Here is a 16551-nt window from a genome sequence, read left to right on the forward strand (position 1 = left end):
GTTCCACGTCAGAATCCCGTCGCGTCGCGAATCTCGTCTCCTGCTTAGCGCCCCACACCCGCTTTGCATGGGACCCGGGCCAGCGCCAGAGCGCCAGCTTGGGTCGACACAGGAGATCGCATGAACGCCAATCCCAAGTTCCTGTCGGCCGACGCCCGCGTCGACGCCGCCGCCGTCGCCCCGCTGCCGAATTCGCGCAAGGTCTACGTGACGGGCTCGCAACCCGACATTCGCGTGCCGATGCGTGAAATCACGCAAGCCGATACGCCGACGAGCTTCGGCGGCGAACAGAATCCGCCGATCTACGTCTACGACACGTCGGGCCCGTACACGGACCCGGACGCGAAGATCGACATCCGCGCGGGCCTGCCCGCGCTGCGCCGGCGCTGGATCGACGCGCGCGGCGACACCGAGGCGCTCACGGGCCTCACGAGCGAGTACGGCCGCGAACGCGCGGCGGACCCGGCGACGGCCGAGCTGCGCTTCCCCGATCTGCACCGTCATCCGCGCCGCGCGAAGGCCGGCAAGAACGTCACGCAGATGCACTACGCGCGTCAGGGTATCATCACGCCCGAGATGGAATTCATCGCGATTCGCGAGAACCAGCGCCGCGCCGAGTATCTGGAAAGCCTGAAGGCGAGCGGCCCGAACGGCGCGAAGCTCGCCGCGATGATGGGCCGCCAGCACGCGGGCCAGGCGTTCGGCGCCGCCGCGTTCGGCGCGAACGCGCCCGGCACGGACATGCTGGCCGGAATCACGCCGGAGTTCGTGCGCGACGAAGTCGCGCGCGGCCGCGCGATCATCCCCGCGAACATCAACCACCCGGAAACCGAGCCGATGATCATCGGCCGCAACTTCCTCGTGAAGATCAACGCGAACATCGGCAACTCGGCCGTCACGTCGTCGATCGGCGAGGAAGTCGACAAGATGACGTGGGCGATCCGCTGGGGCGGCGACACGGTGATGGACCTGTCGACCGGCAAGCACATCCACGAAACGCGCGAGTGGATCATCCGCAACAGCCCGGTGCCGATCGGCACGGTGCCGATCTACCAGGCGCTGGAAAAGGTCAACGGCCGCGCCGAGGACCTGACCTGGGAAATCTTCCGCGACACGCTGATCGAGCAGGCCGAGCAAGGCGTCGACTACTTCACGATCCACGCGGGCGTGCGCCTGCAGTACGTGCCGCTCACCGCGAACCGGATGACGGGCATCGTGTCGCGCGGCGGCTCGATCATGGCGAAGTGGTGCCTCGCGCACCACAAGGAAAGCTTCCTGTACGAGCACTTCGAAGAGATCTGCGAAATCATGAAGGCGTACGACGTGAGCTTCTCGCTCGGCGATGGCCTGCGCCCCGGCTCGATCTACGACGCGAACGACGAAGCGCAGTTGGGCGAGCTGAAGACGCTCGGCGAGCTCACGCAGATCGCGTGGAAGCATGACGTGCAGGTGATGATCGAGGGGCCCGGCCACGTGCCGATGCAGTTGATCAAGGAAAACATGGATCTGCAGCTCGACTGGTGCAAGGAAGCGCCGTTCTACACGCTCGGGCCGCTCACCACCGACATCGCGCCGGGCTACGACCACATCACGTCGGGCATCGGCGCCGCGATGATCGGCTGGTTCGGCACCGCGATGCTGTGCTACGTGACGCCGAAGGAGCACCTCGGTCTGCCGAACAAGGACGACGTGAAGGAAGGCATCATCACGTACAAGCTCGCCGCGCACGCGGCCGACCTCGCGAAGGGCCATCCGGGCGCGCAGGTGCGCGACAACGCGCTGTCGAAGGCGCGCTTCGAGTTCCGCTGGGAAGACCAGTTCAACTTGGGCCTCGACCCGGACAAGGCGCGCGAATTCCACGACGAAACGCTGCCGAAGGATTCGGCGAAGGTCGCGCACTTCTGCTCGATGTGCGGCCCGCACTTCTGCTCGATGAAGATCACGCAGGACGTGCGCGAGTTCGCCGCGCAGCAGGGCATGTCGGAAAACGACGCGCTGAGGAAAGGGATGGAAGTGAAGGCGGTCGAGTTCGTGAAGAGCGGCTCGGAGATCTATCATCGCCAGTGATCGGCGCACGCATCTCGCCCCGGAGAAGCCCGCCTCGCGCGGGCTTTTTTGCGCGCGCGCAACGGCGCGGCGACGCCCGCCGGGAGGGCGAAACAATTGATTACGAAAGCGATGGGGCTCTAACAAGTCCTTACAGCGCAAAACGGACCGCCCGCGTAGATTTTGAGCATGGGCGTCGCGTCCGGCGCGCGCCCATGCGTCTCTTTCACCTGAGGATTGAACAATGAAATCGATTCGGCGTATTGGGGTGTGCGCAATGCTCATCGCGACGGTCGCGAGCCTGTCGGCTTGCGACACGATGACGACCCGACAACGTAACGCAGCAATCGGCGCGGGCATCGGCGGCGTCGCCGGCGCGGCGATCGGCGGCAACGCCCTGTCGACGATCGGCGGCGCGGCCGCGGGCGGCCTCGTAGGCAGCCAGGTCGGCAAGTAAGCCCGCGACTCGGGCGCGCCGCGCCATGCTGCGCCGCGCCGCCCTTGGATGCGGACGATGTGCGGCGCGTTCGCCGCGGCGTGCATCGTCCGGCCGTCTTGCGCAACCCGCGCGGCATGATCCATGCAACGATTGCGCCGCGATCGTGCGGCGGAAATGATCCGTTACCGTTTCACACAGCGTTTCACACGGGAGCGGTCTAAGCTCGCAAGCATCGAATCCTGCCCCGCACGCACGACTGCGGAATCATCATGAACAAGACCCTTGTCGCCGCCGCGCTCGCGAGCGTCGCGCTCGCCGGCTGCTATTACCCGTACGGCTATTACCCGGCGACCGGCTACTACCCGGCGCCCGTCGAAACCGCCCCCGTGTACGTCGCGCCCGCCTACCCCGCGTATTACTATCCGGCGCCGTCCCTGTCGCTCAATTTCGGCTACTGGAGCGGCGGCGGCCGCGGCTACTGGCGCCATCACTGATTCGTCGCCGCTCGCGCTCGCGCGGCCCGGCCGGCGCGCGCATTCCCGAATCTTGCTGTTTCATCGCGGGCTGAAACGTCGCGCGATAACGCGGTGTAAGATGCTTGGCCGATCTTCCTTCGACCACCCAGTGTCCGATCCTCGATGAACATCAAGAACGCCTTCCTGCTGATCGTCCTCGCCGCGCTGTGGGGCGCATCGTTTCTCTTCATTCGCGTCGGCGTCACCGAGTTCGGCGTCGCGCCGCTGATGGCGCTGCGCGTCGGCATCGGCGCCGTCTTCCTCGTCGCGCTGATGCTCACGCGCTACTCGCCGCGCGAGCTCGTCGCGCTGCTGCGCAAGCACGCATGGCCGCTCTTCGTCGTCGGCCTGCTCAATTCCGCCGCGCCGTTCTGCCTGTTCGCGTTCGCCGAGCTCACGCTGTCGGCGGGCGTCACGTCGGTCATCAACGCGACGACGCCGCTCTGGGGCGCGCTCGTCGCCTATCTGTGGCTCAAGGATTCGCTGTCGCTGCCGCGCGCGCTCGGCCTCGTGATCGGCTTCGCGGGCGTGCTCACGCTCGTCTGGGACCAGGTGTTCTCGCCGCACGGCGCGAATCCGGCGTCGCCCGCGACGGCCGCGCTCGCCGCCGCCGCCGCGCTCGGCGCGACGCTGCTGTACGGCATCGCCGCGAACTTCACGAAGCGCAAGCTCACGGGCGTCGATCCGCTCGTGAACGCGACGGGCAGCATGGTCGGCGCGACGATCCTGCTGCTGCCGTTCGCGCTCGCGACCTGGCCCGCCGCGCCCGTCTCGACGCACGCATGGGGCTCGGTGCTCGCGCTCGGCATCGCCTGCACGGGCGTCGCCTATTTCATCTTCTTTTACCTGATCGCGCACATCGGGCCGGCGCGCGCGATCACCGTCACGTTCGTGATCCCGGTGTTCGGCATCCTGTGGGGCGCGCTCTTTCTCGGCGAGCATGTGTCGTTCGCGATGCTCGAAGGCTGCGCGATCGTGCTGCTCGGCACCGCGCTCGCAACCGGCGTGATCAGACGGATTCCCGGCGTCCGGCCCCAGCGGAACGAGGCGGCCTGACGGCGGGCGGCGGGCGGCGCGGCGACGGGTTCGGCGCATCGTCGGCAAGCCTCGCGCACAGTCACTTTTTTCGCCGGCCATTTGCACATCGATCGCGCCGCCCGGTGAGGCAGGCGGCGCACAATGCCGACGACTGCGCAATCCGTCGCATACGCAGCGGGCTCGCCCGCGAATCCGAACCGACTGGTAGTCGGAATTGCTTCGATCGACGCGCGCACTGCGCTGCGTCGCGGCTCGGATGCCGCGCCGCACCGATCGTTGCGGCGCGGCATCCGCTTTTCATCCGCCACGCGACATTGCGACACCGGATTTAAGCGTATCCCCGATGCGCAAGACGCATCGACATTCGTTACACTCGATTAAATTCCCCACCGGAGGCAGAAATGACGCGTTTCGTCTTTCGCCGTGTGGTCCTCATCAGCGCTCGCGCGCTCGTCCGCCGCGCGAGGCGCGCCCTTTGCCGCTCGTCGCAGCGACGCTGACACCATGCCGAAAACGCAGGGGCTCTCCCCCGAAAGCCTGATTTCGCAGTTCGCACGCTGCGACGAAGGCTGGCGTGTGCAATATCACGACATCACGCTGGCGAGCGCCTTTCAGCCGATCATCTCGATCACGCACAAGCGCGTCGTCGGCTACGAGGCGCTCGTGCGCGCGACCGACGCGAACGGCGCGCCGATTTCGCCGGACACGCTGTTCGCGCGCGCGCAGGCGCGCGGCGAGACGCTCCGGCTCGACCGGCTGGCCCGCTGCCTGCACGCCGCGAACTTCGCCGCGCAGGACACGGGCTCGTGCTGGCTGTTCCTGAACGTGCTGCCGCAGATGTTCGACGCCGACATCGCGCCGCGCGCGTTCATCGAGGCGCTCTGCGCGCACTTCGCGCTGCCGCCGACGCGCGTCGTGCTCGAGGTGATCGAGCAGCCGTCGCGCAACGAGGTCGCGCTCGCCCGCACGCTCGACATGATCCAGCACGGCGACTTCCTGATCGCGGTCGACGATTTCGGCACCGGCTTCTCGAACTTCGACCGCATCTGGCAGATCAAGCCCGACATCGTGAAGCTCGACCGCTCGATCCTCGAGCGCTCGCTCGCGGCGAGCGACGCGCACCGGATCGTCCATCATCTCGTCACGATGCTGCATCACGCGGGCACGATGGTGCTCGCGGAAGGCGTCGAAAGCGAAGACGCGCTGCAGATCCTGATGGATGCCGACGTCGACTTCGTGCAGGGTTTCTGCTTCGGCCAGCCCGATCCGTCGCTCGAGCGCGCGGGCCGCGCCGCGCCGGCGCGCATCGAGGCCGCATGGCAGCGCTTCGCCGAGCGCGTGAAGGCGCGGCACGGCGACGTCGTGCCCCCCGGCTTCGACACGATCGAGCGCATCGTGCTCGCGGGCGCCGCCGACTATGCGCAGACCCGGGATTTGCGCGGCGCCGCGCAGCGGCTGCTGACGAACCCGATCGTGCGGCGCGTGTTCGTTGCGGAAGCGAACGGCGAGCAAGTGGAGCCGTCGGTCACGACCGAGACGCCGGACGCGCCGGACGCGCCGAGCGCGACGACGCGGCGGCTCGCGCCGCTGCTGCCGGAGCTGCATTGCAACTGGTCGCGGCGCGCGTACTTCCAGCGCGCGGTCGCGGCGCCCGGACGCGTCGCGCTGATGGGGCCGCGCTTCTCGCTGACGGACGGCCGCGACTGCTACACGGCCGCCGTCGCGATCCCTCTCGGGACGACGCTGAAGGTGTTCTGCGTCGACTTCGATTTTTCGTCATACGGGGACGAGCGGTAGGGGCGGGGGAAGCGCGACGGGAAGCGGCGGCGCGTTGGCCGACGCCTCGGCCCGGGGGCTGCTCGTCAGGCGAGCGGCTCCCGCACGCGGAGCGGACGGGCGAGCAGGCGCGCGGCATCGACGTGCGCGTTTCTGTGTTTCTGCGCTTCCGTGTTTCTCCGCTTCCGCGCCGCCGTCACGCCAGGCGCAGTTGTTATCGTCCGAGCGGCGCCAACCGCACGCCTCCCCCGCGCCGCATGCGCCGCACACGCCCGAGCAAACGCGGCGGGCCGGCCATTCATTCGACGATCCTGCCGCGCCCGGATTTCACCTCGCTGCGCCGGCTCTTCTCGGCAAGCCGGCGCTCCTTCGACGCGCGCGTAGGCCGCGTCGAGATCCGCTTGCGCGGCGCGACGCCTGCGCTGCGAATCAGCGTGTCGAGCCGCGCGAGCGCGGCCGCGCGGTTCTTTTCCTGCGTGCGGTACTCCTGCGCCTTGATGACGACGACGCCTTCGCGCGTGATCCGCTGATCGGCGCGCGCGAGGAGCCGCGCCTTCACGTCGTCGGGCAGCGACGACGTGCGAATGTCGAAGCGCAGATGAATCGCGCTCGACACCTTGTTGACGTTCTGCCCGCCCGCGCCTTGCGCGCGAACCGCCGTCAGCTCGACCTCGTCCGGCGAGAATGCGTAGCGCAGCGTCATCGCGCGCCCTCCTGCCGGACGCGCAGCGCATCGGCGATCCGCGCGGCGAGGCCGGAGTCGCGCGCCGTGCGCGTCGCGATCGCAAGCGCGAGCACCGAGCGCGAGCCGATCACCTGCACGCGCGAGCGAGCGCGCGTGATCGCGGTATAGACGAGTTCGCGCGACAGCACGCGGTTGAACGACGCGGGCAGGATCAGCGCCGCGTCGTCGAACTCCGAGCCCTGCGATTTGTGGACGGTCAACGCGAACGCCGTGTCGTGCGGCGGCAGCGCGGCGGGCGACACCGCGCGCGCGCGGCCGTCCGCGCCGTGGAACCAGACGCGCAGCGCCCCGCGCGCGTCGGGCAGCGCAATGCCGATGTCGCCGTTGAAGAGTCCGAGCGCGTAATCGTTGCGCGTCACCATCACGGGCCGCCCGGCGAACCAGTGCGCGCCGAGCGCGAGCGGCACGCGCACCGCGCGGCGCACCTCGGCCGCGACGAGCGCATTGACCTCGTCCGCGCCGCGCGCGCCCGTGCGCGTCGCGCAGAGCACGCGAAAGCGGTTGAGCACGTCGAAGAGCGGCAGCGGATCGGGATCGGGCGCCGCGAGCGCGTCGCGCAGCGCGGCCGCGTAGCCGGCGAAGCCTTGCGCGAGTTGCTCGACCGTCGCGGCCGACAGCGTCGCGCCGCCGTCGTCGCGGAAGCGCGCGGCCGCGTCGTCGGCCGTCGACAACGCATCGAGCGCGTCCTGCACGGCGCCGCGGCGAATCGCGAGCGACAGTCTGCCGATCGGCGAATCGAGGCCGAAGCGATAGTTGCGCTCGAGCCAGACGACGCAGTCGGTCAACGGCGCGGCGGAGGGAACGTCCGGTGACGCGGCCCCGGCCGGGAGCGCCGACGTCGACGCTTGCGGTTCGATATCCGCCTCGGCGCGGGCAGCCGGCGCGCGGCCGGCAGGCGTGCGTGCGCCCGCGCCGGCTGCCGTTGCAGTCGCGGGGCGCTGCTCGCCAGATCCGGCATCCGTCGAAGCGCGTTCGGGCGACGAAAAGACCGCATTGTCGAGCCACTCGAGCTCGCCCGCTTCGATCCATGCGGCCGGCTCGGCGGAAGACGCGTCCCACGGCAAATCGGCGGGGATGGCTTCGCCGGTCTGCGCATGCATGTGCGTGGCAGTCTCGATGCCGGGCGCGTCCGGCGAATCCGGCCGGGCACGCACGGGGAGCGCGTCACGCCGGCTGCGCGTGACGTCGGGCGATGCGCGGCCGTCCCGGTGATCGAGGTTCGGCCTCCCGACGCCCGGCATATCGACGCCCGATTCATCCACGCCGAACGCGTCTTCATCGTCGAACGCGAACAGCGACCCCTGCGCATCGTCGACGCCCCGTTTCGAGTCTCGCCCGCCGCCGCGCCGGCCCGTGCGCGGCGCCGGCGCGCGCTGAGCGGCGGCTTCCGGCGCAACCTTCGCCGCGGCAACGGCAGCCGTCGATCGCGCGGCGGGCGCCACCGCGCCGGCCGCCCCGCGCGCCGTCGCACCGCTAGCGACCGAAGCCGCGCGTGCGTCCGGGCTCACGCCCGCGTTCGCCGCATCGGCCGCATCAAGAACAAATCCGTCCGGCAGCGCCGCCACGAACTCGGCCTCGCCGATGCCGAGCGCGCGCGCAATCGTCGCGCACGTCGCCGAGCTGAATCCGGGACGCGCGCTCAGCTCGGCAAACACCGCGCCCGCCTCGACGGCCGCGAGCTGATCCTTGTCGCCGAGCAGCACGAGGCGCGCGTTCGGCGCGAGCGCGTCGAGCAGGTGCGCGGCGAGCGCGACGTCGATCATCGACGCCTCGTCGACGACGACGAGATCGTACGGCAGCGGGTTGTCGCGGTGATGCGCGAAGCGCCCGCCCGGGCCGCCGCCCAGCAGCCGGTGCAGCGTATAGGACGTGCGCGGCAGACGCGTCGCGAGCTCGGCCGGCAGGCTGCCGGCGCGCGCGTGCAGCGCCTCCTGCATCCGCTGCGCCGCCTTGCCGGTCGGCGCGGCGAGCGCGATCCGCAAGTCCCGGTGCGCGTCGAGCAGGCACGCAATCACGCCGACGACCGTCGTCGTCTTGCCGGTGCCCGGCCCGCCGCTCACGATCGTCACGCGGCCCGTAAGCGCGACGAGCGCCGCGACGCGCTGCCAGTCGACGCCCCGCTCCTTCTGCGGCCCGAAATAGCGGACGAGCCGCTCGCCGAGCGCATCGGGCGCAAGTTCGCCGGCGCCGCCCGCCGCCGCGCCGCCGGACCGGGCGCGCGCGACGAGCGCGTTCGCGAGCCGCGTCTCGTAGTCGAAGTAGCGCGCGAGATACAGCCGGCCGTCGCGATCGACGACGAGCGGACACTCGGCGCCGCGCGCGATGCCGTCGAACGCGGTCACGCCGCTCGCGGCGAGCGCGTCGCGCACGTCGGCGAACGGCTCGTCGTAGCGTTGCGCGAGCGCGCGCAGCGACACGCAGACGTGCCCCGCCGCCGTTGCGCGGCTCGCGGCGAACGCCGCGCGCGCCGCCCAGCGCGCGGCCGCGGCGCTCGCGCCGACGCGGCGCGACAACATCCCGATCCGGCGCGCGAAGCCTTCGGCGAGCGCGAGCCCGAAATCGGCCGGCTCGGGCAGACGGTCCGCCAGGCCGCCCGTCCATGCGAAACGTTCGTCGACCACGCTCATGCGTCCCCCCCGCGCATCAGCGCGTCGAGCGCCTCGATCAGCGCGCGCGCGGGCCGCCGCGCATGCACGCCCGCGCTCGCGCCGCCGCTTCGCCAATCGGGGCGCACGCCGCGCACGAACAGGTACAGGTAGCCCGCGATGTGCGCGTCGTAGTCGTAGCCGCGCATCCGCACGCGCAAATAGCGGTGCAGCGCAACCGTATAGAGCAGCGCCTGCAGGTGATACGCGTGGTGCGCCATCGCGGCGTCGAGCGCTTGCTCGCCGTATGCTTCGGGCGTCGTGCCGAGATGATTCGATTTCCAGTCGACGATCCAGAAGCGGCCGTCGTGCTCGACGATCATGTCGATGAATCCTTTGACGAATCCGGCAAGCGTGCCCGCTTCGAGCGCGACGTCCGGATAGCCGTGCGCGGCGAGCAAGCGCCGCAATGCGTTGAAATCGAGCGCGGGCGCGGGGAACAGGAACGCCATTTCCGTCAGCCGCCGCGCCGGGTCGAGTGCCGCGAGGCGCATGCCCGGCACGAGCTCCGTTGCCGCGAGATCGGCGACGAGCCGCGTCATCATCGCGGGAAGCCGCTCGGCCAGCGCGAGCTCCGCCTCGACCGGGCGCTCGTGCAGTGCGCGCAGCGCGGCGGGCGGCCACGTCGACGCATCGGCGAAATTGCTCAGCTCGAGCAGCCGGTGCAGGCATTCGCCCGCCGCCGCGCCGCGCGGAAACGCGAGGATGTCGTCTTCGGCGGGCTCGCGCGGCGCGGCGGCGGGCGCTGGCGCGATCGCAACGGCCGCGTCCGGCAGCTCGAGCGCGTCCGCGCCGAGCGCGGCGGCAAGCGCGTCGTGATCGGGGCGCATCTCGTCGTCGGCCGCGCGCGCGACGCCGCTCTCGTCGCGCGCGATCGCCGACGCGAGCGAGCTGAAGCTCGCGATCCGCCACGCGTCGCGCAGCCCGCGCGTCGCGCGCCGCGCGGCTCGCGTCGCACCCGCGTCGTGCCCGGCCGCGAGCGGCTCGCGATGCGCGGGCGCCGGCAGCGCGCCGAGCGTCACCGGGCCGCCCGCGAGCGCCTGCCAGCGCTCGGCGAGCTCCGCGTCTTCGGGCGGCTCCTTCAGCCACGCATCGAAATCGCGGCCCGCGCCCGCGACGAGCCAGTTCAGCACGCTGCGCCGCGCCTCCTTCGTCGAGCGCGACGACTGATAGGTGCCCGCAACCAGATAGCACCGATAGACGGCGCGCGTGAGCGCGACGTAGACGAGCCGCGCGCGCTCCGCCGCCTGCTCGCGCACCGCCTCGCGCGACGCGCGCTCGGCCGCTTCCTCATCGCAACCGTAATGCAGCACCGCGCCGCCCGATTCGTCGTGGTACTCGCGCGCGTCGGGCAAGCCGGAGCCGGCCGGCTCGCGCAGCCCGCCATCGTTCAGGAACGGGCAGAACACAATCGCGTATTCGAGCCCCTTCGACTTGTGAACGGTGACGATCTGCACGAGGTTGCGGTCGGATTCGAGCCGCAACTGCGCGTCGTCCCCGCCGCCTTCGAGGCGCTGCGCGGCAAGCCAGCGCAGCGTCGGCGCAATGCCCGGCTGCGCGGACGCGCGCGCCTGCGTCAGCTCGGCGAGATGATTGACATCGGTCACGCGCCGCTCGCCGTCCGGCCCCGCCATCAGCCGCTCGGCGATGCGCAGTTCGTTCACGAGCGTGCGCCACATCACCGCGAAGCCGCGCTCGCGCCATAACAGCCGGTAGCGCGAGAAGCGCTCGACCCAGCCCATCGCGTCGGCGTCCGCCCCAGGGAGCGCCGTCGCGCTCGCCGATGCGGCGCGCACGCGGCCGTCATTTCCGCCCGCATCGCCCGAGGCGTCTTCGATGCCAGCCGGATCCGCGTCGCCCTGCTCGAGCCGCCAGAGCGCCGCCGCATCGAGCCCGAACCAGTCGGACGCGAGCGCCGAGCGCAGGCGCCGCAGGTCGCCCGGCGCGTCGATGGCCGCCAGCACGCGCTCGAGCTGCTCAGCGTCGAGCGTCGCGAACACCGACGCCTGCGCGAGCTCGACGCTGCCGATCCCCCACGCGGCCAGCACGCGCTTCACGAGGCTGCCCTGCCGGTGCGTCTGCACGAGCACCGCGATGTCGGACGCGGCGAGCGGCGCGCCGCCGAGCGTCGCCGCATGCTCGCGCGCGCCGCGCATCAGCCGCGCGATCTCCGCCGCGCACGCATGCGCCGCGTGCCGCTGCGCGTCGCGCTTCGTCAGCACGTCATCGCCGGCGGGCAGCGTCCAGACGCGGAAGTCGCCCGCGCCGGCGAGCGGATCGGCTGCGTCGACGAGCGGCGCGCGCACGCGCGAGCCGGCGCGCACCGGCTCGTAATCGAGCCCGTCGAGCACGAACGCGCGCGGGTTCGCGCTGAACACGCGGTTGCACGCATCGACGATCGCGGGCGTCGAGCGCTGGTTCACCGCGAGCGTGTAGCGCGCGGACGCCCGCGCGCGCGCGGCGAGATACGTGTGCAGATCCGCCGCGCGGAAGCTGTAGATCGCCTGCTTCGGATCGCCGACGAGAAAGAGCGGGCCGGCGGGCGCGAAGATCGTGTCGAAGATCGCGAACTGCAGCGGGTCCGTATCCTGGAATTCGTCGATGAGCGCGGCCGGATAGCGCGCGCGCAGCGTCTCGCGCAACCACGGATGCGCGTCGAGCGCGCGATACAGGTTCGCGAGCAGATCGTCGAACGACACGACGCGGCGCGTGCGCTTGCGCAGCGCGAGCTCGGCGGGCGCGGTGTCGAGCCATTGCTCGACGAGCGACAGCCAGCGCGCGCGCTGCGCGGCCTCGACCGCGGCGACGGCCGCCTCGAGCGCCTGCGCGACGTCGAAGAACGCGTGGCGCGGCGTCGCGCCGCCCTTTTTCGTCGCTTTCTCGAGCGCGGACTGCGTGAGCTTGAGCGCCGCGCGCGGCAGCGCGGCCACCGCGCTCGCCTGCTCGAAGTGGCGCGCCCACGCGTCGAGCGCCTCGCTCACCGCGTCCGGCTTGTGCGAGCGCTGATTCAATGACGATTGCGCATCGGCAAGCAGCGTGTCGAGCACGCCGCGCTCGTCGCGCCAGATCGCGGCCGCCGTATCGAAGTGCGCGCGCGCGGTGCTTTCCGCGCCGTCGTCTGCCGCGTGCAGTCCGTCCCAGCGCAATCGCGCAAGCGGCTTCTTCAGCCGCCGCGCGAGCTGTGCGTCGAGCGCCGCGGGCCCCGCGCCATATTCGACGAGCCACTCGGCGAACGCGGGATAGGCCGCCGCGACCGGTTCGACGCGCGTTCGCCAGAAGTCGGCGGCCAGCTCGAAGCGCAGCGCGCCGTCGTCCGCCTCCATCTCGAACGCGAACGGCATCGCCGCCGCGAACGGCGCTTCCTGCAGCGCCCGCTGACAGAACGCGTGGATCGTATGGATCGCCGCCTGATCGAATGCGCGCAGCGCGCGGCGCACGCGCTTCGCAGCCGTTTCCGGATCGAGGCCGCGCTCGGGCGCAAGCGTCGTCTCGAACAGGCGCGCGACGAACGGATCGCCGCCGTCGTTGCCCGTGTCGAGTGCATGCGCGAGTTGCGCGAGGCGAGCGCGAATCCGTTCGTGCAGCTCGGCCGTCGCCGCCTTCGTGAACGTGACGACGAGAATCTCGTCCGCGCCGAGATCCTTTTCGAGCAACAGGCGCACGTACAGCGCGCAGATGTTCCACGTCTTGCCGGTGCCCGCGGACGCCTCGATCTGGTTCACGCCGTCGAGCGGGCATGCGAAGACGTCGAGCTCGCTCGACGGCGGGCCGGAATGCGCGGCATGGCTCATGACGCCCTCCGCAGATGCTCGACGAGCGGATCGAACACGAGATGCGCGAGCGCGCCGAACGGTTCGTCGAGCGACGGATTCGCGCCGCGCCACGCGAGCGCGAGCGCCGCGTCGTCGGCCTCACTCGCGACGCGATCGTTGATCCACACGCCCGCCGCCTTCGATTCGCTCTCCGATACGAGCGCCCACGCGCTCCTCGGGAAAAACGCGAGCGGCATCCGGCGCCCCGCGCGGAACAGCGCGGCAAGCGGCGCGAGCTGCTCGAGCGGCGCGGCGACGGGCGCGAATTCGAACGTGTCGCCGGAGCCGAGCCACAGCGTGCGGCGCGGCCCGTCGGGATCGATCGTGCAATAGACGAGATGCGCGAGCCACGCGGACAGATAATCGCGCGCGCCCGGCCGCGCGTAGCGGTAGATCACCTGCCCCGCAGCCGTCAGCCGCGCGAGCGCGCCGTGCAGGCGCAATGGTTCGCGCGTCGCCGCCGCGGCGAGCGCGGCGTCGTGTTCGCCGAACCACGGTGCATCGCCCGCCACGGGCCACGCGGGCGCGATGTCGAACGCGAACGGCATGCGCGCCGCGCCATCGGCGAGCGCACGCCGCACGTTGCCCGCGAGCTGCGCGAGCGCGTCGAGCTCATGGTCGCGCCGCACCGCGCCCGTCGCGCCGCCCGGCACTTCAGGGCTCGCGTCGGCGACGCGCAGCGCATGCTCGAACGCGGCCGCATCGGCCGTCTCGATCAAGAGCGGCAGCACGCGCTCGGCAAGCGCGTCGCTGCCCGCGTAATCGAGCTCGAACGGCTCGGTATCGACGAGCTCCGCCTGCGCGTCCGAGAGCGCGATGCCGAGCCGCGCGCGCAGCAGCGAGCGCGCCGGGTGGCGCCAGAAGCGCTCGAAATCGGCGAAGGCGACGGGCTCCGCGGGCTCGGCCGGCAGCGGTTCCGAAAAGAACGCGGACGCCTCCTCCCGCCCGCCTTCGGCGAGCAGGCGCGCGAGCGTCGCGCGCGACGCGTCGTACGTGAAGAGCGCGCCGCCCGGCGCGAAGTAGTCGGCCGAGAACGGCTGCAGCGGATGCTCGATCACGAACGCGCGGCGCGCGGCGTCGACCGCGGCGGGCGACGCGTCCGGCCCGGCCGCCGCCGTCGCCAGATGGTCGAGCAGTTCGTCGACGAGCGCGGCGGGCGGCAACGGCGCGTTGTCGCGGATGCTGCGGCCCGTGTACGCGATCAGCAGGCGCTCGCGCGCGGCGAGCAGCAGGTCGAGGAACAAATTGCGCTCGTCGTCGCGCCGCTGGCGGTCGCCGAGCTTCGCGAACACGGCCATCAGATCGAACTCGTCCGCGCGCGCAAGGCTCGGCAGCACGCCGTCGTCCATCCCGATCAGGCACACGATGCGATACGGCAGCCCGCGCAGGCTCGTCAGCGACGAGAACGTGACGCCGCCCCACGGCACGCCGCCGCGCGCCGGATCGTCGAGCGCGGCCGCGAGGCCCGCGCGCACGACGGCGGCCGGCAACTCGGCGCCGCCCGCGCCTTCCGCCATCGCGGCGAGCATCGCGTCGAGCGCGTCGCGCACGACGGACAGCGCGTCGGCGAACGCCGGCCCCGAATCGAAGAAGCGCGCGAGCGCGTCGGCGAACACGTCGCCCCAGCCTTGCGGCGTCAAGTCGCGGGCGATGCGTTGCGCGAAACCGTCGAGGTCGTCGGTGAAGCGCGCAAGCCGGCCGAGCAGCTCGGCCTCGCCGCCTTCCGCGCCCGCGATCGGCAGCCACGCCGAAACAGGCGCCGCGCCGTCGGGCATCGCGTAGCCGAGGAAGAGCCGCGTGAGCGCATCGGCGAACGTGTGGCGCGGCGCGGGCACGGCAGCGTTCGGCGGCTCCTGCGCGTCAGGCGCGAGCCCGCGCCGCGCGCCCGACGCCGCGAGCCACGTCTGCACGGTTTCGAGCGCCGTCGCGTCGATTCCGTAGCGCGCGGCGATCGCGTCGGCGCGCAGCCACTCGACGAGCTCCGGCGCGCCGACGTTGCGCTCGGGCAGCGCGAGCCAGTCGAGCAGCACGCGCGCGACGGGATTCGCCTGCGATGGCGGCAGGCCGGTGATCCGGTACGGAATGCGCGCGGCGTCGGCGCCCGAAGACGTGCCGAACACCGCGTCGATGAGCGGCCCCGCCGCCGCGAGATCCGGCATCGCGACGAGCACGTCCGACGGCGCGAGGCTCGGGTCCGCGTCGAACCACGCGAGGAGGCGGTCATGCAGCACCTCGAGCTGACGCGCGAGGCTATGGCACACGTGCACTTCGACGCCGCGCTCGGCGGGCGGCGCGCCGAGCGCATCCTCGGGCTGCAGATCGAGGATCGCGTTCTGCACGCGCGCGAGCCACGTCGGCGCGGCGTTCTCCGCGTAGCGCGACGCATCGCTCGCCGCCGCGCTCTCGGTCAGCTCGTGCAGCATGTGCAGTTGCGCCTGCGTCTGCCTGCCCCATTCGGCGAGGAGCGGATGGCCAACCTGCTGATAGTCGAGCTGGTCCGCCGCGTCGAGCGACTCGGCGCGCGCGGCCGTGACGATGTCGAACCAGAATTCGCGGCACGGATTGAGCGCATAGATGCGCACGTCGATCCAGCGCGACAGCTCGCGCAACAGCGCGATGTGCAGCGGCGGCATCGTCGGCAGCGCGAACACGCTGACCGCATCCGGCCACTTCGCTTGCGCGCGCGCGATCACGTCGGGATCGAAGGCGCCGGCCTCGCGCAGGAACCGGTGCGCGGGCGGCATCCCGCTGTCGGACAGCTCCGCGAGCAGCGCGCGCCAGAGCGCGGCCTGCCACGCCTCGTCGTCGCGCGCGGCCTCGCCGCCGTGACGCGGCGCGCCTTCGAGCGCGAAGATCGATTCGCCGTCCCGCCACTGCGCGAGCCACTCCGGACGATACGTCAGGTAGTGGTCGAACACCGTCGCGATCCGGTGCGCGAGCTCGTGGCGCATCGGCGCATCGGCCGCGGCCAGATAGGCGGCGAGCCGCGGCGAGCCGCGCCACGGCGCCGCGCCTGCGTCCGACAGCAGCCGATAGCAGCGCCACACGAGACGATCGGGCGCGAACGGCGAATGCGCGGGCACCGTCAGCACTTCGCCGATCTGCGCCCACAGCCATTGCGCGAGATAGCTGAAGCGCACGTTCGCGCATACGCCGTGCCGCTTCGCGACGTCGAGCTCGAGCCGCCGGCTCAGCGCCGCGCTCGGCACGATCACTTGCTGCGCGGCCCAAGGGCCCGCGCCGTCCGACGCGAACGCAAGATCGTCGAGCAGCGCGTCGGCCAGCGTTTCGTGGCGGTTCGAGTAGAAGAGATGGAGCATGAAACCAGGTGAAGGACGCCGGGCGGACGCCCGGCCAGTCGAGGAGCCAAGGATAGCAAAGGGCGGCGGGCGCGAGAACCTGGCCGATCGGCCGATCCGGCGCGCGCCGCGATCGCGCGGCCCGTCTTGCGCCCGCGCGGCGGTCGGAGTCCGAACGCCGCACGCCCTGCCCCGAAACGCGGCTTTCGCGACGCGGAAATACGATAGACTCGTCG

General features: G+C 71.5%; 9 protein-coding genes. 5 read left to right on the plus strand and 4 right to left on the minus strand.

The annotated features are described in order from the left end of the window. Positions 1-120 precede the first annotated feature (120 nt). From thiC to AQ610_RS12205, 5 genes are all read left to right on the plus strand, one after another. Positions 121-2067 (plus strand): phosphomethylpyrimidine synthase ThiC, encoded by a 1947-nt coding sequence (gene thiC / locus AQ610_RS12185; RefSeq protein WP_006026269.1) that lies wholly within the window; start codon positions 121-123, stop codon positions 2065-2067. Positions 2068-2290: 223 nt separating this feature from the next. Continuing rightward, positions 2291-2503, plus strand: coding sequence for a YMGG-like glycine zipper-containing protein (locus AQ610_RS12190; protein WP_006026268.1), 213 nt, complete (start codon positions 2291-2293; stop codon positions 2501-2503). 251 nt (positions 2504-2754) lie between these two features. Then, positions 2755-2979, plus strand: coding sequence for a hypothetical protein (locus AQ610_RS12195; RefSeq protein WP_006026267.1), 225 nt, complete (start codon positions 2755-2757; stop codon positions 2977-2979). Between the two features lie 144 nt (positions 2980-3123). Then, positions 3124-4056 carry a DMT family transporter gene (locus AQ610_RS12200; RefSeq protein ID WP_006026266.1) on the plus strand — a complete coding sequence of 311 codons (933 nt, stop codon included), beginning with the start codon at positions 3124-3126 and terminating at the stop codon, positions 4054-4056. A gap of 486 nt (positions 4057-4542) precedes the next feature. Then, entirely contained in the window at positions 4543-5835 is a 1293-nt protein-coding gene (locus AQ610_RS12205) for a sensor domain-containing phosphodiesterase (RefSeq protein ID WP_006026264.1), read from the plus strand. A gap of 277 nt (positions 5836-6112) precedes the next feature. Here AQ610_RS12205 and arfB read toward each other — a convergent pair whose 3' ends face one another. The 4 genes from arfB to recC are packed head-to-tail and all read right to left on the minus strand — an operon-like array spanning position 6113 to position 16336. After that, entirely contained in the window at positions 6113-6517 is a 405-nt protein-coding gene (gene arfB, locus AQ610_RS12210; protein ID WP_006026263.1) for an alternative ribosome rescue aminoacyl-tRNA hydrolase ArfB, read from the minus strand. Then, positions 6514-9186, minus strand: coding sequence for an AAA family ATPase (locus AQ610_RS12215; RefSeq protein WP_043282531.1), 2673 nt, complete (start codon positions 9184-9186; stop codon positions 6514-6516). The genes arfB and AQ610_RS12215 overlap by 4 nt, the downstream gene beginning before the upstream one ends. Continuing rightward, entirely contained in the window at positions 9183-12995 is a 3813-nt protein-coding gene (recB, locus tag AQ610_RS12220) for an exodeoxyribonuclease V subunit beta (RefSeq protein ID WP_006026261.1), read from the minus strand. The genes AQ610_RS12215 and recB overlap by 4 nt, the downstream gene beginning before the upstream one ends. Next, positions 12992-16336 carry an exodeoxyribonuclease V subunit gamma gene (recC, locus tag AQ610_RS12225; protein ID WP_006026260.1) on the minus strand — a complete coding sequence of 1115 codons (3345 nt, stop codon included), beginning with the start codon at positions 16334-16336 and terminating at the stop codon, positions 12992-12994. The genes recB and recC overlap by 4 nt, the downstream gene beginning before the upstream one ends. Between the last annotated feature and the right edge of the window lie 215 nt (positions 16337-16551).

The sequence above is a fragment of the Burkholderia humptydooensis genome (genome assembly GCF_001513745.1).
GTDB classification, from domain to species: Bacteria; Pseudomonadota; Gammaproteobacteria; order Burkholderiales; family Burkholderiaceae; genus Burkholderia; species Burkholderia humptydooensis.